This window comes from Candidatus Binatus sp., assembly GCF_030646925.1.
GTDB lineage: Bacteria > Desulfobacterota > Binatia > Binatales > Binataceae > Binatus.
In genome coordinates this window covers 34,059-50,797 of sequence record NZ_JAUSKL010000030.1, presented here as the reverse complement: position 1 = coordinate 50,797, position 16,739 = coordinate 34,059, and the positions used below count along the sequence as shown (strand labels likewise).

The following is a 16,739-nucleotide window of genomic DNA, read 5'->3' as shown; positions in this document are numbered from 1 at the left end:
ATTCAGGAGGTGTCTCGCGATGGCTACCTGGAGCGATTTCGAAAACGCCGAGCCAGAAATGGCCGAGGCGGGGAAGAAACTGCTGTACCAGTTTGGCGTCGGGCTGGCCTTTCTGGCGACGGTGCGGAAGGATGGCGCGCCGCGATTGCATCCGATTTGTCCGACCGTCGTGAACGGCCGCCTCTATGCGCTGATTGTTGATTCGCACAAGCGCAACGATTTGCGCCGGGACGGCCGCTACGCGCTGCATACGTTTCCACCGGTTGACGTCGATGACGAGTTCCTCGTGATGGGGCGCGCGAAGTTGATCGAAGATCCTGAGGTTGCCGAAATGGTGCGCAAGGACCAGGTCGCGCGCGGGATGACCAGCACCAATGACGAACTTGCATTCGAGTTTGGAATCGAACGCGCGATGCATGCGAAGTATCCGGGCGGTCACGGCACCTGGCCGCCGAAGTACTCGATCTGGAAAGAGCGCTAAGGAAAAATTCCGGGCCGAGATTCTCGGCACCGGCAGCCTGCCTCATTCGAGAGCTTAGGGCTTCACCTCAGAATGACAACCAGGTGAATAACACACGGCAAATCTTCACAAAACTCTGAGCGGAGTGCTTCCGGAGTCGAAGGATCGCGGTTTTTTTCTGTGGCGCGCGATCCCTGCACCCTCACCCGCCTCATCGCGGACGCGCTTCGGCGACCCTTCGACTTCGCTCAAGGCAGGCTCTCTTCGATTGAACAACGGGCGAGGTATCGGACGGCCGCCGCCGCTCAGGCTGATGGAATGGCGCCGGAGCGGAATGAGTACCTCTAACTGTTGGTCAGTAACTCCACAGGCTAAAGCCTGTGCCACTTTGTGCCACGGTGACTGCCCTCAGAAAGACCACGGGCTGACGCCTGTGACATAGGGAGTCGCGGACGCTTAGTGGGCGGTGGAGGAGGCGCCGGACTGAGGCTTGCGCAGGAACAAGAAAACCGGAATCAGCAGCATCATGACGATCGCGAGGGCGCGATAGATGTCGTTGAAGGAAAGCATCGCGGCCTGGCGCTGGATCATTCCATAGACGATCCCCAAGCCTTGCTTTTGACCGCCGATAATCTGCGCCGAGTAGTCAAATCCGTGACTGCCGGGAGCGAACCGCGCGGCGTTGCTCATCTTCCACGCGTCGAACACCGAAAAATGTTCGGCGAGGTATGACTGATGGGTCTGTTCGTGATTCACCAGCACGGTCGTCATGTAGGAGATGCCGATCGCGGCGCCCGTATTGCGCATCATGTTGTAGAGGCTGGCGGCATAACCGACGCGCTCGCGGCTCACGCATGAGAGAGTGGTCGCCGAGAGTGTTGGAAAGATCATGCCCATGCCGACGCCCATCACGAGGCTTGGCCAGGTGACGGTCCAGGTGCTGACCTGGGTGTTCCAGCCGGACATCGTCCACAAGGAAACCGCCATCAGAAGGAAGCCGACGCCGATCAGTGGGCGGGTGTCATAGCGAAAACGCGCGAGTTGTCCGACCATCAGCATGGCGGCCATCGTGCCAATTCCGCGCGGAGCGAGGACTAAACCAGCTCGCCAAGCGGTATAACCCATCAACTCTTGCAAAAAAATCGGATTTAGCAGGCCGGTGCCGTACAGTGCGAAGCTCATTGCGACCATCAACAGCACGGACATCGTAAAGACCGGAATTCCGAGGATCGACAAATCGAGAATCGGCTCGGGAAAATGCAATTCGTTGATGGTCAAGCCGATCAGGCAAATCGCGGCGAAGACGGCGCCCCACAGGATCCACGGCGAGTTGAACCAATCGGCGCGCTGGCCGCGATCGAGGACGAGTTGCGCCACGCCGAGTCCGACGACGAGCAGGATGATGCCGGTGTAGTCGGTCTTGCCGCCTTTGGCGCGGCGCTTCTGCAAGTAGGCGGGATCGTGAACGAAGGTGGTGACCATCAGGAAGGCGGCGGCGCCGATCGGGAGGTTGATGAAAAAATTCCAGCGCCAATTCCAGTTGTCGGTGATCCATCCGCCGAGCGTGGGGCCCATGATCGGCGCGACCATCAGGCCCATCCCCCAGGTCGCCATCGCCATCTGTTGCTCGTTGGGCGGGAAGGTTTCGATCAGGATTGCCTGCGACGACGGAACCATCGCGGCGCCGGCCGCGCCCTGGATCAGGCGGAAGAGCACCATCTGATCGAGCGAACGCGCCGCGCCGCAGAAGCCCGAGGCGACCACGAACACGGCGACCGAGGTGAGGAAGTATCGCTTGCGGCCGAAGCGCGAGGAGATCCATCCGGTCATCGGAATCATGATGCCGTTGGCGACGAGATAGCTCGTCAGCACCCACGCGATTTCATCGACGCTGGCGGAGAAGCTGCCCTGCATGTGCGGCAGCGCGACGTTGACGATCGAGGTGTCGAGCACTTCGAGCGTCGTGCCGAGCATCACGGCGAGCGCGATCAGCCACTTATGGCGGGAGGTGCCGTATTCGACGGTTTCAATCGTGGTTGGAGCTGCGGCAGCCAAGGGGAGATACCAGTACCAGGCGCGATTCGGCGCGCCGATACGATCATCATACGCGAATGGTTTCATCACGCGACTTGATCGTCGCAGCGTAACATTCATTTCACGCCGAGCGCCGCGGCGATCGCCGAATTTTTCGCGATGCGCGATCGATCGAGATGACATCGCCTGATCGGACGGCTAACCTTTGCATGCGATGCGTCTTGCTGCGATCGACGTCGGTTCAAATTCGGTTCATATGCTGGTCGCCGAGGTGTCGCGCGAAGGGCATATCGAAGTCGTCGATCGGGTGAAGGAGATGGTGCGGCTGGGGCGGCGCTCATTCACCACGGGGCGGCTGACGCCGGAAGCGATGGATCTGGCGGTGCGCGCGCTGGTGAACTTCAAGCGGCTCGCGCGCATGCGCAAGGTGGATCGGCTGCGGGCGGTGGCGACCAGCGCAGTGCGCGAGGCGCGCAATCGCGCGGATTTTATCGCGCGCATCAAGCGCGAGACCGGACTGACGGTCGAGATCATTTCGGGACTCGACGAAGCGCGGCTGATTTTTCAGGCGGCGCATCATGCGCTCGGGCTCGACGGCGGGCCGCATCTGCTGGTCGATGTGGGCGGCGGCAGCGTGGAGTTGGTGCTGGTGCGCGACGGGCGCCCGCTGTGGATGCGCAGCGTGAAGCTGGGGGTGGCGCGGCTCGCGGAGCGATTCTTCGGCGACGATCCGCCAACTCGCGCACAACTCGCGCGGCTGGAAGCGCATCTCGAGCGCGAGATCGGCACGCTGATGCGCGCGACGCGCAAGGCCGGCGTGGTGCGCGCGGTGGGAACGTCGGGGACGATCAACACGCTGGTCGCGATGGCGCGTGCGGCGCGCGGCGAGGAGCTCGGACGGCTGCATGGCGCGAGCGCGTCGGCGGGCGAGATCGCGGAGCTGAAGCGCGACCTGGTCGAGGCGAATGCCGCGATGCGCGTCGAGTTGCCGGGGATGGATGCGAAGCGCGCGGACCTGATGCCGGCGGCGGCGACGCTGGTGAACTACGTGATGCGGAAATCGGGGGCGCCGGAGCTGGTGGCGTGCACATGGGCGCTGCGCGAGGGGGTGCTGCTGGGACTCGCGCGCGGGATCGATTCGCACTCGGCGAGCGATTCGCGGCGGAGATCGGTGAATGCATTGTCGTCGCGATTCGCGGGCGCCAACAAGCACGGCAAGCAAGTCGCGAAGCTGGCGCTGACGCTGTTCGACGCGACCGCGCCGGTGCTGGGATTGCCGAAAGCCTCGCGGGAACTACTCGAATTTGCGGCGCTTTTGCACGATATCGGGCATGCCATTGATCACGATCGGCACAATCGCCATTCTTACTACTTGATCCGCAACGCGGAATTATTCGGCTTCGATCCGGACGAAATCGAAGTGATCGCGCAAGCCGCGCGGGGTCATCGCAAGCAAGCGCCGAAGCTCGATTCGCCCGACTTGAAGGCGCTGAATCCCGCGCGACGCCGCGTGGTGCGAGGTCTGGCCGCGATTCTTCGAGTCGCCGACGCGCTGGATCGGACGCACTTCGGCGTGGTTAAGGATATTGGGGTGAGCTACTCGCCCGGGCGCGTGATTATCGGAGTCGATTCGGGAAACGAAAAGGCGGACCTCGAGCTATGGACATGCGAGAGAAGGACCGACCTGTTATCGAGACTGCTGGACCGGCAGGTGGTGCTGCAGCGATAGCGGCGATCGAGCCGTCGGCCAACGGTCACCCGAGCGCGCCCGCAGCCGAGGCCAAGCCCGCGGCGAAGAGCCTGCTCGACACGCCGCATCCGTATCCCGGGCGGCTGATCGCGGTCGAGGGAATCGACGGCTCGGGCAAATCGACGCAACTGCTGCTGCTCGAACGATGGCTCCGGTCGCGCGGCTATCCGGTGCATTTTACGGAGTGGAATTCGTCGCGGCTGGTGCGCCACTCGATGCAGCGCGGCAAGAAAAAGAACCTGCTGACGCCGACCACGTTCAGCCTGCTGCACGCGGTGGATTTCGCGGATCGATTTACCTACCAGATTTTGCCGCCGCTCAAGGCCGGCATGATCGTGCTCGCGGATCGATACGTGTACACGGCGTTTGCGCGCGACGTGGCGCGCGGGGTGCATCCCGACTGGGTGCGGGCGGTGTACAGCGGCGCGCTGCGACCCGATCTCACGTTGTACTTCAGGGTGCCGATCGACGTGTCGCTGGAGCGATTGCTCTCGGGCCGCGCCAAGCTGAAGTATCACGAGGCCGGGATGGACGTGGGACTGTCCACCGATCCGGTCGAGAGTTTCCGGCTGTTTCAAAGCCGGGTGCTAACGATCTACGATCAGCTTACGTTTGAATTTGGCATGCGTTCGATCGACGCGACTGCGGAAATTCCGGCGCAGCAAAAAATCGTGCGCACGATGGTGCAGGAAATTCTGCGCGACTACGATCGGCAACGCGCCCGCGGCAATCATGGAATCGCGCCCGCCACAAGCTAAGAACTGGTACGGCCACGGCCTGCCGTACATCGCGAAGAAGCGCCTGCCGGGGCATCTGATCGCGATCGAGGGCACCGACGGCGTCGGACGCTCGACACAAATCCAGTTGCTGCGGCCGTGGCTCGAACTCGAGGGCTACGCGGTCAGCAACACCGGATGGACGCGGTCGCCGCTGCTCTCCGAGACGATCAACGAAGCGAAGGCGGGTCATCAATTGACGGTGACGACTTTCAGCCTGCTCTATGCGGCGGATTTTGCCGATCGCCTCGAGCACGAGATTCTGCCTGCGCTGCAAGCGGGGTTTATCGTGATCGCGGATCGCTACATGTACACCGCGTTTGCGCGCAACACGGTGATGGGCGCGAATCCCGCGTGGACGCGCGACGTGTTCGGCATGGCGCTGGTGCCCGACCTGGTGCTCTACCTCGATATCGACGTCGAGACGCTGATCCCGCGCGTGATCATGGGCAAGGGCATGGACTACTGGGAATCGGGGATGCATCTCGCGCTCGGCAGCGATCTGTTCGACTCATTCGAGCGCTACCAGAGCCGGCTGATCGAAGAGTATCGGCGGCTGGCAGACGAGTTCGGCTTCATCACGGTTGATGCGCGCGCGCCAGCCGACGAGGTTCAGGCGGAACTGCGCCGGCATATCGCGGAATACCTGCGCGGCGCAGCGGTCGGGCCAGCGGCGGAGCCAGCCACGGCTGAGAGCGCGAATGGTCCATCGACGCGCAAGGAATAGCTGATGGCCGAGGCGGGCATCGACGATTCGCGTCCGCGAAAAGTGACGCTGGCGCCGGCTGAAAAGGCGGGCGAATGCGCGCGCAAGGCAATCGCGGCGGGGCTCGTGGTGCTGCGGAGCAATCAGCCGGCGGCGATCGAGGGCGAAGCCGAGGCGATGCATCAGTTGCGGGTGTCGTCGCGGCGGCTGCGCGCTTCACTGCAGGTGTTCGAAAAAGTTTTGTACGCCGCGCAGGTGCGAATCTTTACGCGCGAAATTAAATGGATCGCCGGACTGGGGGGCGCGGTGCGCGATTGCGACATCAAGGCGATGCTGGTGCAGGAGCGCGCGCAGAAGATCGATCCGGAGCTCGCCAAATCGATCGAGCCAATCGTGTCGGCGCTCGCCAATCAGAGAAGCATCGAGCATGCTGCGCTGTGCGCGGCGCTGACATCGAAGCGATATCGCGCACTGATCGAAAAACTCGCGGCGCCGTCGTTCAAGAAAGCGTGGGCCGAGCGCAAGCTCGGGATAATCGCGGACGAAGTGCTCGATCCGATCGTCGAAGACGCGCAGAAGCGCGGCCGCAAGCTCAACGTCGAATCGCCGCCGCGCGGCTTTCACAAGTTGCGCGTGAGACTGAAGCGGCTTCGCTATGCGCTCGAGATGCTGTCCGCGCTGGGCGCGAAGAATCACAAGAAAACGCTCGCGCGGCTCGAAGAATTGCAAGATCTGCTCGGCGAGTATAACGACGCCAACGTTACCGGCGCGTGGCTGATGTCGTTCGCGGACAACCTCGAGATGCCGGCGCGGACGGTGCTGGCGGCGGGCGCGCTGATCCATTCGCTCGGCAGCCGCGCGAAAAATCTGCGCCGTCAATCGATCAAGGAGTGGCGGAAATTCCAAACCTCCGGCGTGCTCGATGACGCACTCGACGAGATTCGGCGCGCCGGGCAACTCGCGCCGGTGGAGGCGAACCTGATCGCGCCGGAAGCCACGGGTGTCGAGGCGATCGCGGCGGCAGAGTCGCGCGGCGCGGAGGCAAACGCGCAATCGCCGGACGATAATTCCATTGTCGAACCGGCGCCCGAGTTCAGCCCGGAAGCGGCGGCCGAGACAGGTACCCACTGATGATGCTCTACATTTTGCGCCACGCGACTGCCGAAGAAACATCGTCGAGCGGCGACGACGGCGCGCGGCAGCTCACGCAAAAATCGAAGGAAAAAATGGTTGGAGCGGCGGCCGGGTTCCGCGAAATGCAACTCAAGTTCGACGTGATCTTGACCAGCCCGCTCGCGCGCGCAACGGAGACTGCGGAACTTGTCGCGGCGGCTTACGACAACACGCCGTCGCCGCAAGTGTTGCCCGCGCTGGCGACCGGAGTGCCGCCGTCGGACGCGGTCGCGGCGCTGCGCGCGTTCGCCAAGAACGATCACGTGATGATCGTCGGACACGAGCCGCAACTGTCGGCGATCGCGTCGATCGTGCTGACCGGCGCCGGCGACGTGATCCAGGCGAAGCTGAAGACCGGCGGATGCATCGCGATCGATCTGCCGGCGCGCTTCGATCGCGGCGGCGGCGAACTGCGCTGGATGCTGACGCATCGGCAATTGCGTCAAATGCGCAAGTAGCGGCGTCACTCCCAGATTGTTTTGATCGGTAACGTCTCGCCGGTGACCCGGCGCGCGCCGCTGGCCGGATTGGCGATCGCGCTTTCGGCGAAGCGCTCGGCGGTCCAGATTTTTCCGGGAGTGATAGTTGTGATGACGCCCATCCGCCGGATTTGATCGCGGATGTGAATCGCGCATGACCATCGCGCCGGCTCCCCGTTCACGGCGACCAGCGTTCCCGTCATCGCGACGCAACTCGAACCGTCGGCGAGCTTGATTATCCACGGCTGCGGCGAAACAGATGGCGGCGGGACGTCGGTCGGGAGCGGCTTGGTCAATTTGAGGACAAAGCCATCTTGTTTGAGGATCGGATTCGCGCCGCAGACCAGTTTGTCGCGATTCGGCGGTACTGCAAAGCATGGGTCCTCGATGCTGTTGCCGACCATGCATCGATAGGCGCCGGGCCGCGTCACTGCGATCGAGGTCGTCCAGCAACTGCCTTCGCGCGCGCTGCCCGTCGGGAGTGGTGGCGCGAATGTGATGACCTCGGTCTTCGTCACGGCGGCGATCGGTTGGGCAAGCGACGGGGTGATCGCGATCGGCAGGATCGAAAAGATCGATGCAACGATCAGTAGAACTCCAATGACATTGCGAAAGGTGCGAATCGCGTCGTGCATGGCGCCGAATTGTAGCATCGCGGGAAGCAAAACAAAGATGTAAGAGCGGCGAGGAGAGATAGTTGGGACGTTGAGCTGCACCCTCACCCGCCTTGTCGCTGCGCGCTTCGGCGACCTCTCCCGCAACCAAGCGGGCGAGGTAAAGGACGGCAGCCTTCGGGTCAGGATGACCAAGTGGTGGATCACGCACCCAGAAAGAGATGACTCGAGACTGGCGGGGTTGTCGAAAGGAGAGAAGGGTTTGCGCTCGGAGGACGCGGACAGAATAATCGGCGGATGGACTACGACCTGGTCATTCGAAACGGCACGGTAGTCGATGGCAGCGGCGCGCCGCGCGTGCGCGCCGACGTCGCGATCGCCGGGCGCAGGATCGCGGAAGTCGCGGCCCCGCCGGATACGTCGAGCATCGCCGCGGCGCGCGAGATCGATGCGACCGGCCTGGTGATCGCGCCGGGCTTTATCGATCTGCATTCGCATTCGGACTGGGTCGTGCCGACGCCCGAGCACGGCGAAATCCTGAAGCCGTTCCTGATGCAGGGCGTTACCACATTCGTCGGCGGCAACTGCGGATTTTCGACGGCGCCGATAAAACCCGAGCGGCAGCGGATGCTCGATGAATCGGGACGGCTGTGCGCGGAGCGCAAGTTCGATTGGAGCTGGGACACGGTCGCGGGCTTCGCCGGTGCGCTCAGGCGGCAGGGGCTCGCGCTCAACGTCGCGCACCTCGCCGGTCACGGCAGTATCAGGCTCAGCGTGATGGGCGCCGACGCGGGCGAGCCGTCGGCCGAGCAGTTGCGCGAGATGCAGGCGATGGTCGAGCGCGCGATGGCGGACGGCGCAGTCGGGCTTTCGACGGGGCTTGGATATTTTCCCGGGATGATCGCGAAGCCGGCGGAGCTTGCGAGTCTCGCGCGGGTCGCGGCGGCGGCGGGCGGAGTGCTGACGTCTCATCTGCGCGCATACTCGGTGCGATCGCTATTTTTCGACAGCCGCGTTCCGCACAACATCCTGGCGGTGCGCGAGATGGCGAATGTCGCGCGCGAGGCGGGCGTGCCACTGCAGGTGTCGCATCTGATTTTCGTCGGGCGCCGCACGTGGGAGACCGTCGACGAGACGCTGGGCGAAATCGAACGGCATCGGAATGACGGCGTGGATATCGCGTTCGATACCTTCCCCTACACCTGCGGCAATACGACGATTCGGATCATTTTTCCGGCGTGGTCGCAGACCGGGCTGGAGGCGCTGCTCGACAGCAAGGACGGATGGGCGAGGCTGAAGGAGGGATTTCGTCCGCTGGGCGAGTTTATCGCGGAATCGATCCAGTTGATGTGGGCGGTGAAGCCGGAGCTCAAATATCTCGAGGGCAAATTTTTCGGAGAGATCGCGGACGAGCTGAAAGTCGATCCGATCGAGGCGTACCTGACGATCGCGCGCGAGAGCGAAACGCGCGGGCGCGTGCTGATACATCTATATAGCGGCGATGACGCCGACGAGCACGCGCTGCGGGCCGCGATGAGCCATCCGCTGAATCTGTTCGAGATGGACACGATCCTGACTTCGCATGGGCATCATAATCCGGCGAGCTTCGGCGCCTATCCGCGCATCATGGGGCACTACGTGCGCCAGTTGAAACTGCTCACGCTGGAGGACGCGGTGCACAAGGCGACGGGCATGGCCGCGAAGCGGATGCGGCTTGCGGGGCGCGGCATTGTGCGTCGTGGATACGCGGCGGATTTGGTGCTGTTCAATCCTGATACGATCGCGAGCGGCGCTGACGCGACCGCGCCGGCGATCGAGCCGATCGGAATCGAGCACGTGCTGGTGAATGGGACGTCGGTGGTCGCGGAGGGGAAGTGGTGCGGCGACGGCGTCCGCGCGGGCGAGTGGATCGCGCGCGGCTGATCGTCGCCCTGCTGAGGAAGGAAGATAGCAAAACTTTCGAAACCCCTCACGGGTTTCGCGCTTCCTGCCACGCCGCGAAGAGGACTTCGCGTCGCGGAGCATTGTCACACTGAGGTGCGAAGCCGACTTCCGGCCGTAAGGCCGAATCGCATCGAGATTAAGATGCGCGCTACGCGCTGTTAGAAGGATAGTGAAAATCAGGTGCCCCAGTGGGCGGCGCAGGCGAGGATATCGATCGGCTCGCCGTGCTTCACGGCGCGGAACTTCTCCCAGAACGATTCGTCGATTTTGCGAAGCGGCGGGAGTTCGTCGGAGCGCCATCGATTGCAGGCGTTGGGGCCGCCGTTGTAGGCGGCGTAGGTGGAGCGCGAGAGATGATCGGCGACCGGCGCGGGATCGTTCGCCGGATGCGCCAGCGCATACATCATCATGCGGGTCAGGATTTCGCTGCCGGCGCCGGCGTTGTAGAGCACGTCCCATTTCAGGCGTTCGACACTGTAGAAGCCGCGCCAGACGTGCTTGTTCACCTGCATCAGGCCGATATCGCCGGTGGCGGACTCGAGCCACTTGATGCGCGAGTTGGCGACGATGAATTGCCGCCAGCAGCTTTCCTGCCATGCGACGCTCTGCACGAGCAGCGGGTACATCGTGCGGAAGCGCCGGTCCACGCCGCCCTCGGCGATTTGCTGATCGGCGCTTAGCTCGAGCAGTCGTTTCATGTCATCGCGATAGCGTTCGAAATTTTCTTCGGTGACGACGACGCGACGAAGTTTTTTGGCGACGCTTTCGAGGCGCGGCAACAACTCTCCTTCGGCGGCGAAGGCGGCGCGCGGCGACAGGACCGAGAAGGATGCGGGAATCATCGAGATCGGCGCCGGCGTCGGCGTTGGAGCAGCGGAAGGTGCAGGACTCGGTTCGGGCAAAAGTGGCGATGTAGGAGTGGCGAGCGCGGATGGCGACGCGGTGGGCGTCGCGACGATTTCCTCCGAAGTGTCGAGCGGGCCGCTGCTTTCGGCGGGTTCGGGAACGTCGAAGAGTTTTTTGAGATCGGCGTCCTCGTCGAAATTGAACTTGAGCGGATCGCCGGCGGCCTGCGGCGCCATCAGATGGGCGAGTCGGCGCAGATCGGCGGCCGAGATGCGCATCCCGAGTGCGGGCGCCGCTTGATCGAGGGCGAATAGCGCGTCGCCAGCCGAGATGAAAGAGAGGAACTCGAGCGCGCGCGCACCGAGCATCCCGCGCGCGGCGGCGGCTTTCACCGCGTCGTGCAGTTGGCGCCATTCATCGAGAAAAATCTCGCGCACCGGATCGGGGCCGGCGCTCGCGGCCGGATCGCGCAGCGCCTGGACGAGTCGATAGCGGCTATCGAGCAGGATTTTCAGCAACTCGCCGCGGAACTGCTGGTCGCCGACGCTGCTGCCGAGTTGCTTCACCGCGAAGACGAGGAACGCGTCCCATTGATCGAGCAGCGTCTGGAAGGCGGCGATTTCGGCGGGCGTCAGCGGCGCGGGCGTCGGCGCGATTCCCTCGGCGGGCGTCGGCGCCGGGAGATCGGGCACGTTGATCAGCAGCGTCACGCGGACGCCGTCGTCGAGCGCGACGATTTGCGGATCGGCGGTGAGCGACGCCATCGCGGCATGGATGCGCGCGGCGACCGCGGGCGTCCCGGCGTCTTCGGCCATCGAGCCGAGTTGCTGAATCGCGGGATTGAGGTCGTACGAGAACAGTTCGAGGCGTGGGATTAGGTACTGCTTGATGAGGTCGAAGCCCTTGCTGACGAGCATCGATTTTTCGTGGTTCGACTTGTAGAGGTTCAAATCGGCGAAATGAAATTTGAGCTGGAGACCGCTTGCGATGTAAGGCTTGCCGATCGCTTCGACGATTCCGTCCCACGCGATCGGACTGATGCATCGGCCGCCGAGGCTGACGCCCATCCCGAGGCTGGCGGCGGTCTCGAGTTTGACGTCGGCGGACGCGCGCATGAAGTTGGGATTTTCGGCGAAGAGAAACTGGCATTCGTCGGCGCCGTTCCAGAGCGGGGCGCGATTGCCGGGCGCGGTGTAGAGCGTGTGCTGCAGCGCTTCGCGGAGTGCGAGGTAATCGATCGTGAGCGGAACTTTTATTTGCGCGGCGCGGACGGGACGCGGCGTCGCGGCGGAAATAACGATCGCGGCGACGATCATCCACAGGACGAGCCGGCGCGATGCGCGGCGTGCGTTGCGCGCGATACGAATCGGGGCGACTCCGTCAATTGTCATGAAAATACCGGCCTGGTAGCTTGCCACAAAATCAAAATGGTTGCGCGTGCGTCGTCGGGTCACGAGTCAACCCGCAATGCAAATGGAATCGTTCTTGAAACAGCGAGGCGCGCTTACGATAATCATCGTGGTGACGATCGATGAGTGTAGAACGGCAGGTTGATTTCTACGATGCGGAGCCGCCCCAGGCTTCGCGCGAGCTAGCCATATTAAGAGCTTCCCGCGACTACGTGGCGCCCTTCGAGATCGTGCGGCGGCGCGTGATCGACGACGTTCACGAAGGCAAAATGACGGTCGATGCGACGATCGTGATACGAATCGGCAACGTCGAAGAGACCGAAGCGGCGTCGGGCGTCGGCGTGGTTCACGCGCTCGACGTGGCGCTCCGGAAGGCGCTGCTCAAGTATTTTCCGTACCTCGATTCGGTGATCGTCGCCGAGACTTACACGCACGCGACGGGCGCGTCGACCGAAGCCGATGTGGTGTCGGTGAAGAAGTTCACTGACGGCCAATTGCAATGGACGACGCTCGCGAAATCGGCGAACACGGTCGAGGCGGGATGGGTCTCGCTGCTCGACGGCTACGAGTGGCGAATCTACACCGAGAATATGAAGCAGCGCCGGAGCGGCGCGAATCCGCGGCTCTCGCAGCGGTAGCGATGAGCGCCAGGCCGACAACGTCGAGCGGCAAAGCGGCGCCGGGGAAACTCGCGATCCTGTTCGACGGGTCGTGCGAGATGTGCCGCAGCGGCGCCGAGGGTTTTGAGAAGTTCGACAACTCGGGAACGATCGAGCCGCTCGATCTCAACGATCCGAACGCACGCGCAAAATTCCCCGACCTGAAGCTCGAAAATCTAATCGAGGAACTGCACGCGGTGGACGATCGCGGGCGCGTGTATCGCGGCGCGCGCGCGATCAATGAAATCCTGCGGCGGCAGCGCGGGCTTAAGGGCCTGCTCGCCTATCTTTGGTACGTCCCGCCCTTCGCGTGGCTCGCGGATCGGCAGTACAAGCGAATCGCGGCGACGAGATATCAGCGCAACGCGAGCGGCCGGATGAAGACGCCGGCGGTTTAGGCAAAGCGCAACACAAGGAAAAGAGCAGAGTTCCGAAACCCCTTACGGGTTTCGGGCTTCCTGTCGCGATGCGAAGCGGACTTCGCCTCGCGAAACTAATCGCATTGAGACGCGGAGCCGTCTTCGGGCAGCAGTACTGAGTCGCAAAAGTTAAACATGCGCGCTACGCGCTGTTAGTAGCAGGACGAAGAAAAGAAATTCAGGGGCCGAGCGGGCCTGTGCCGCGAAGAAACGGATTCTGCTTCTCGTTGCCCCATTGCGAGCCCGGTAGCGTCGGCAAGGGAGCAGCGCTCGGCGCGTCGGGCCCGTCGACGTGGATTTCACCACCGCCCGGAATCGGAATCGTCACGCTGTTCGGATTGCTCATATCGTCGGGCGCGGGCATCGCGAGAGCGGTCGGCGCTTGGAGCGCGGTGGGCCCCCCGCCGTACGACGGATCGGGGAGCGGCAGCGCGCCTTCCTGAGCGAACGCGCTGGATGCGGCGAGCATCGCGGCGACTAGTGCGATCGTGGAGATGGCGCGCAGACTCGGCATATCGATCAATTTTTACATCGATAGACGCGCAATTACACGCTCGCCGCATTAACGATTCGTAAGGCTCTTGCCCGATTAACATTTCGATGATACTAGAATTATCGTAATGGAACCGTACGTATCGCAGCTCGGGGCGCTCGGACAGTCGGGGCGGCTCGAGATCTTCCGCCTGCTGGTTCGCGACGGACCGCAGGGACGCTGCGTCGATGAAATCAAGCGGCGGGTCGAGATGCCGGGCTCGACGCTGTCTCATCATCTGGACGCGCTGACGCGATGCGGTCTTTTGGCGGCGCGGCGCTCGGGCCGATTTATTTACTACTCGGTGAACTGGGCCAAGACCGCAAAGTTGATTCGCTTCCTGACCGAGGACTGCTGCGCCGACCTGCATAAGGCGTTCGACGTGGCTGGAAGCGACGCGGCGTCATCGAAGCGGAAGCGTCGAGATGGCAAAAACTGAATTGCAAAAAACTTGCCGGCGATTCACGCAGGCACGGAGGCCACGATGAGCAACGAATCAATAAGAGAGAAAGTCAGAGAGGAGTACGCGCAGGCGGCGCTGAGGGTTGCGAACAAGGGCGGCGGCGCCTGTTGCGGTTCGGCTGCGCCGGCGGGAAATCCGATCACGTCGAATCTCTATGCCGACGCCGACAGCGCGACGGTGCCTGCGGAGGCGATGGCGGCCTCGCTCGGATGCGGCAATCCGACGGCGTTGGCTGCGCTGAAGCCCGGTGAAACCGTGCTCGACTTGGGCTCGGGCGGCGGAATCGACGTGTTGCTCTCGGCGCGTCGCGTCGGCCCGGCTGGAAAGGCGTATGGACTCGACATGACCGACGAAATGCTGGCGCTCGCGCGCGAGAATCAGCGCAAGGCGGGCGTCGAGAACGTCGAGTTTCTGAAGGGCGAGATCGAGCATATTCCGCTGCCCGACAATTCCGTCGATGTGATCATCTCGAACTGCGTGATCAACCTTTCGAGCGACAAGGATCGCGTACTGAGCGAAGCGTTTCGCGTGCTGAAGCCGGGCGGACGATTCGCGGTGTCGGATGTCGTGGTGCGCGGCGAGGTGCCGGCGGAAATACGGCGCAGCGTCGAGTCGTGGATCGGATGTATCGCGGGCGCATTGGAGGAATCCGAGTATCGCGCGAAACTGGCGGCATCCGGCTTCAGCTCGATCGAGGTTGAACCGACGCGAGTCTATGCGGCCGCCGACGCGGCGGAGTTTTTGCGGAGCGCGAACCTCGATCCCGAGAAAGTGGCGCCGCTGATCGACGGCAAGTTCATGAGCGCTTTCGTGCGCGCGCAGAAGCCCACTCTTCAGTAGTGAGGCAGGATTGTGAAGTCGATCACGGGCGCCGGATTGGCAGAGGTCACTTACGGGTTCCGCTTTCTCGGCGCGATGTCGCGTGCCGGGAAGATCATGCAGGCTCGCTTCGTCGCGCACCGCGAATAGTCGTTCGCGGTTTCACAAAAAACGTCCGCGATGCACGCGGCTCGCGCGCGTGCTAGAAAATCGTGTCGAGGATCGGAATCGCCAGCGAGATTCTGCCGCGCGAACCGATCCCATGAAAAGCGGAGGAATGAGCAATGATCAAACTTTACGGAACCTCGATGTCGCGGGCGGCGCGATGCCTCTGGGCGCTCGAGGAAGCCGGCCTACAGTATGAGCACATCCCCACCAGTTTCGACGGCGGAACGCGCACGCCCGAGCATCTCAAGATAAATCCCAACGGGCATGTGCCGGCGCTCGATGACAACGGATTGATTCTGTGGGAATCGATGGCGATCAATCTCTACCTCGCCGAAAAATACGGCAAGAATGGTTTGTGGCCGGCGAGCGTGGCCGATCGCGGCGCCACCTATCAGTGGAGTTTCTGGGCGATGACCGAAGTCGAGCCGCATCTGATCACGATGCTGATCAACCGGTTGTTCGCGCCGCCCGACCAGCGCGACGAGAAAGCGGTCGCCAACGCGGAAGCGGCGCTTCGCCCGCCGTTCAAGGTGCTCGACGACTACCTGAAGGGCCGCGAGTATATCCTCGGCAATCAGTTTACGATCGCAGACCTCAACGTCGCATCGGTGCTGAGTCTCGCAAACCTGGTCAAGCTGGATATTTCGGCGACGCCGACTGCGAGCGCGTACCTGCAGAAGTGTCACGGGCGCCCCGCAAATCAAAAGGCCGCTGCGATGAAATGACGGCGCTCGATGCGGGTGGTTTTTGAAGTCGTGGAAGGGACGAGGGTGACCTGATGCCTGCTTGCAGGCAATGCGGCAAAGAGAATCCCGCCGGCACGACTGTTTGTAGTTATTGCGCGACTCCGATTTCAGCCGACTCGAAAGGGGCGGCTCAGCAGGAGACGCCGCCGCAAGTTCATAAGGTCGTATTCACGCCGCCGGCCGCGGCGAAGCCGATCAAGCGGGCGACGCCGATTCAGGCCGGGCGCGCGGCGAAATCGAGCGGCGGAATCGAATGGATTCCGTGGAGCGAGATGTCCGCCGGACAAAAGGCCGGGCGTGCGACCGCGATCCTGCTCGCGCTGTTGATGATTCTTTTTTTGTTGCGGATGTTCCTCGGCGGGGCAAAGTCGTCGATCAAGACAATGATTTCGGCGAGTCCTCAACCGTCGGAGAGCCCGCTCACGGACGCGGATCGCGCGGACGGACTCGTCTCGATTTGTCAGACGGTGAAAATTTACGGAATCCCGAAGGACGACAATGAGGCGGCCGACGTAGCGCGCCACTCCGAGGATTTGTTCAAGCTGCCGGGCAATCGAAACTTCGAGCGCAGCATTTTCATTTTGACGACACTGGCGCGCGAGTTTCAAAGCGGAGCGCTCACGATGTCCGCATGCCCGCAGCAATCGACGCCGGGCGCGAACCAGACGCCGGCGGCGGCCATCCCGACGCCGCGGAGTTGAAGCGCGCGGCGCGAGCTATGCGCGGCATCTTCATCTAATGC

The 16,739-nt window shown here is 62.9% G+C and carries 17 protein-coding genes; 13 read left to right on the top strand and 4 right to left on the bottom strand.

Translation table 11 applies throughout. The annotated features are described in order from the left end of the window. Positions 1–19: 19 nt before the first annotated feature. Positions 20–481, top strand: coding sequence for a pyridoxamine 5'-phosphate oxidase family protein (locus Q7S58_RS04760; RefSeq protein ID WP_304821375.1), 462 nt, complete (start codon positions 20–22; stop codon positions 479–481). Between the two features lie 435 nt (positions 482–916). On the opposite strand, the gene Q7S58_RS04755 is transcribed toward Q7S58_RS04760, so the two are convergent. Continuing rightward, positions 917–2,581 (bottom strand): DHA2 family efflux MFS transporter permease subunit, encoded by a 1,665-nt coding sequence (locus tag Q7S58_RS04755; protein ID WP_304821373.1) that lies wholly within the window; start codon positions 2,579–2,581, stop codon positions 917–919. A gap of 127 nt (positions 2,582–2,708) precedes the next feature. Here Q7S58_RS04755 and Q7S58_RS04750 point away from each other — a divergent pair, with 127 nt between their 5' ends. The 5 genes from Q7S58_RS04750 to Q7S58_RS04730 are packed head-to-tail and all read left to right on the top strand — an operon-like array spanning position 2,709 to position 7,357. Then, positions 2,709–4,223 (top strand): Ppx/GppA phosphatase family protein, encoded by a 1,515-nt coding sequence (locus tag Q7S58_RS04750; RefSeq protein WP_304821371.1) that lies wholly within the window; start codon positions 2,709–2,711, stop codon positions 4,221–4,223. Beyond that, the gene (locus Q7S58_RS04745; RefSeq protein WP_304821369.1) at positions 4,160–5,002 is read left to right on the top strand and encodes a thymidylate kinase; all 843 of its coding nucleotides are present in this window, start codon (positions 4,160–4,162) and stop codon (positions 5,000–5,002) included. The genes Q7S58_RS04750 and Q7S58_RS04745 overlap by 64 nt, the downstream gene beginning before the upstream one ends. Next, positions 4,977–5,747, top strand: a complete 771-nt coding sequence (locus Q7S58_RS04740) for a thymidylate kinase (RefSeq protein WP_304821367.1) — start codon at positions 4,977–4,979, stop codon at positions 5,745–5,747. The genes Q7S58_RS04745 and Q7S58_RS04740 overlap by 26 nt, the downstream gene beginning before the upstream one ends. 3 nt (positions 5,748–5,750) lie before the next feature. Then, positions 5,751–6,857, top strand: coding sequence for a CHAD domain-containing protein (locus Q7S58_RS04735; RefSeq protein WP_304821365.1), 1,107 nt, complete (start codon positions 5,751–5,753; stop codon positions 6,855–6,857). Further along, on the top strand, positions 6,857–7,357 hold the full coding sequence (locus Q7S58_RS04730; protein WP_304821363.1) for a histidine phosphatase family protein: 501 nt from the start codon (positions 6,857–6,859) through the stop codon (positions 7,355–7,357). Before Q7S58_RS04735 ends, Q7S58_RS04730 begins: the two co-directional genes overlap by 1 nt. A 5-nt stretch (positions 7,358–7,362) precedes the next feature. Here the strand turns inward: Q7S58_RS04730 and Q7S58_RS04725 are convergent, their stop codons facing one another. After that, positions 7,363–8,031 carry a hypothetical protein gene (locus tag Q7S58_RS04725; protein WP_304821361.1) on the bottom strand — a complete coding sequence of 223 codons (669 nt, stop codon included), beginning with the start codon at positions 8,029–8,031 and terminating at the stop codon, positions 7,363–7,365. Positions 8,032–8,289: 258 nt separating this feature from the next. On the opposite strand from Q7S58_RS04725, the gene Q7S58_RS04720 reads away from it, so the two are divergent. Continuing rightward, positions 8,290–9,915 (top strand): amidohydrolase family protein, encoded by a 1,626-nt coding sequence (locus tag Q7S58_RS04720; protein WP_304821359.1) that lies wholly within the window; start codon positions 8,290–8,292, stop codon positions 9,913–9,915. Positions 9,916–10,112: 197 nt separating this feature from the next. Here Q7S58_RS04720 and Q7S58_RS04715 read toward each other — a convergent pair whose 3' ends face one another. Next, positions 10,113–12,173, bottom strand: coding sequence for a transglycosylase SLT domain-containing protein (locus Q7S58_RS04715; protein ID WP_304821357.1), 2,061 nt, complete (start codon positions 12,171–12,173; stop codon positions 10,113–10,115). 140 nt (positions 12,174–12,313) lie between these two features. On the opposite strand from Q7S58_RS04715, the gene Q7S58_RS04710 reads away from it, so the two are divergent. Then, the gene (locus Q7S58_RS04710) at positions 12,314–12,829 is read left to right on the top strand and encodes an alpha-isopropylmalate synthase regulatory domain-containing protein (protein ID WP_304821355.1); all 516 of its coding nucleotides are present in this window, start codon (positions 12,314–12,316) and stop codon (positions 12,827–12,829) included. 2 nt (positions 12,830–12,831) lie between these two features. Beyond that, the gene (locus Q7S58_RS04705; RefSeq protein ID WP_304821353.1) at positions 12,832–13,248 is read left to right on the top strand and encodes a thiol-disulfide oxidoreductase DCC family protein; all 417 of its coding nucleotides are present in this window, start codon (positions 12,832–12,834) and stop codon (positions 13,246–13,248) included. A 199-nt stretch (positions 13,249–13,447) separates the two neighbouring features. Here Q7S58_RS04705 and Q7S58_RS04700 read toward each other — a convergent pair whose 3' ends face one another. Continuing rightward, entirely contained in the window at positions 13,448–13,783 is a 336-nt protein-coding gene (locus Q7S58_RS04700; protein ID WP_304821350.1) for a hypothetical protein, read from the bottom strand. Between the two features lie 106 nt (positions 13,784–13,889). Between Q7S58_RS04700 and Q7S58_RS04695 the strand changes: the two genes are divergently transcribed. The 4 genes from Q7S58_RS04695 (at position 13,890) to Q7S58_RS04680 (ending at position 16,698) form a co-directional block, all read left to right on the top strand. Then, positions 13,890–14,240, top strand: a complete 351-nt coding sequence (locus tag Q7S58_RS04695; protein WP_304821348.1) for a helix-turn-helix transcriptional regulator — start codon at positions 13,890–13,892, stop codon at positions 14,238–14,240. Positions 14,241–14,285: 45 nt separating this feature from the next. Continuing rightward, the gene (locus tag Q7S58_RS04690; RefSeq protein WP_304821346.1) at positions 14,286–15,104 is read left to right on the top strand and encodes an arsenite methyltransferase; all 819 of its coding nucleotides are present in this window, start codon (positions 14,286–14,288) and stop codon (positions 15,102–15,104) included. Between the two features lie 263 nt (positions 15,105–15,367). Beyond that, positions 15,368–15,976 (top strand): glutathione S-transferase family protein, encoded by a 609-nt coding sequence (locus tag Q7S58_RS04685; RefSeq protein ID WP_304821344.1) that lies wholly within the window; start codon positions 15,368–15,370, stop codon positions 15,974–15,976. A 53-nt stretch (positions 15,977–16,029) separates the two neighbouring features. Next, positions 16,030–16,698 carry a hypothetical protein gene (locus Q7S58_RS04680; protein ID WP_304821342.1) on the top strand — a complete coding sequence of 223 codons (669 nt, stop codon included), beginning with the start codon at positions 16,030–16,032 and terminating at the stop codon, positions 16,696–16,698. Positions 16,699–16,739 lie beyond the last annotated feature (41 nt).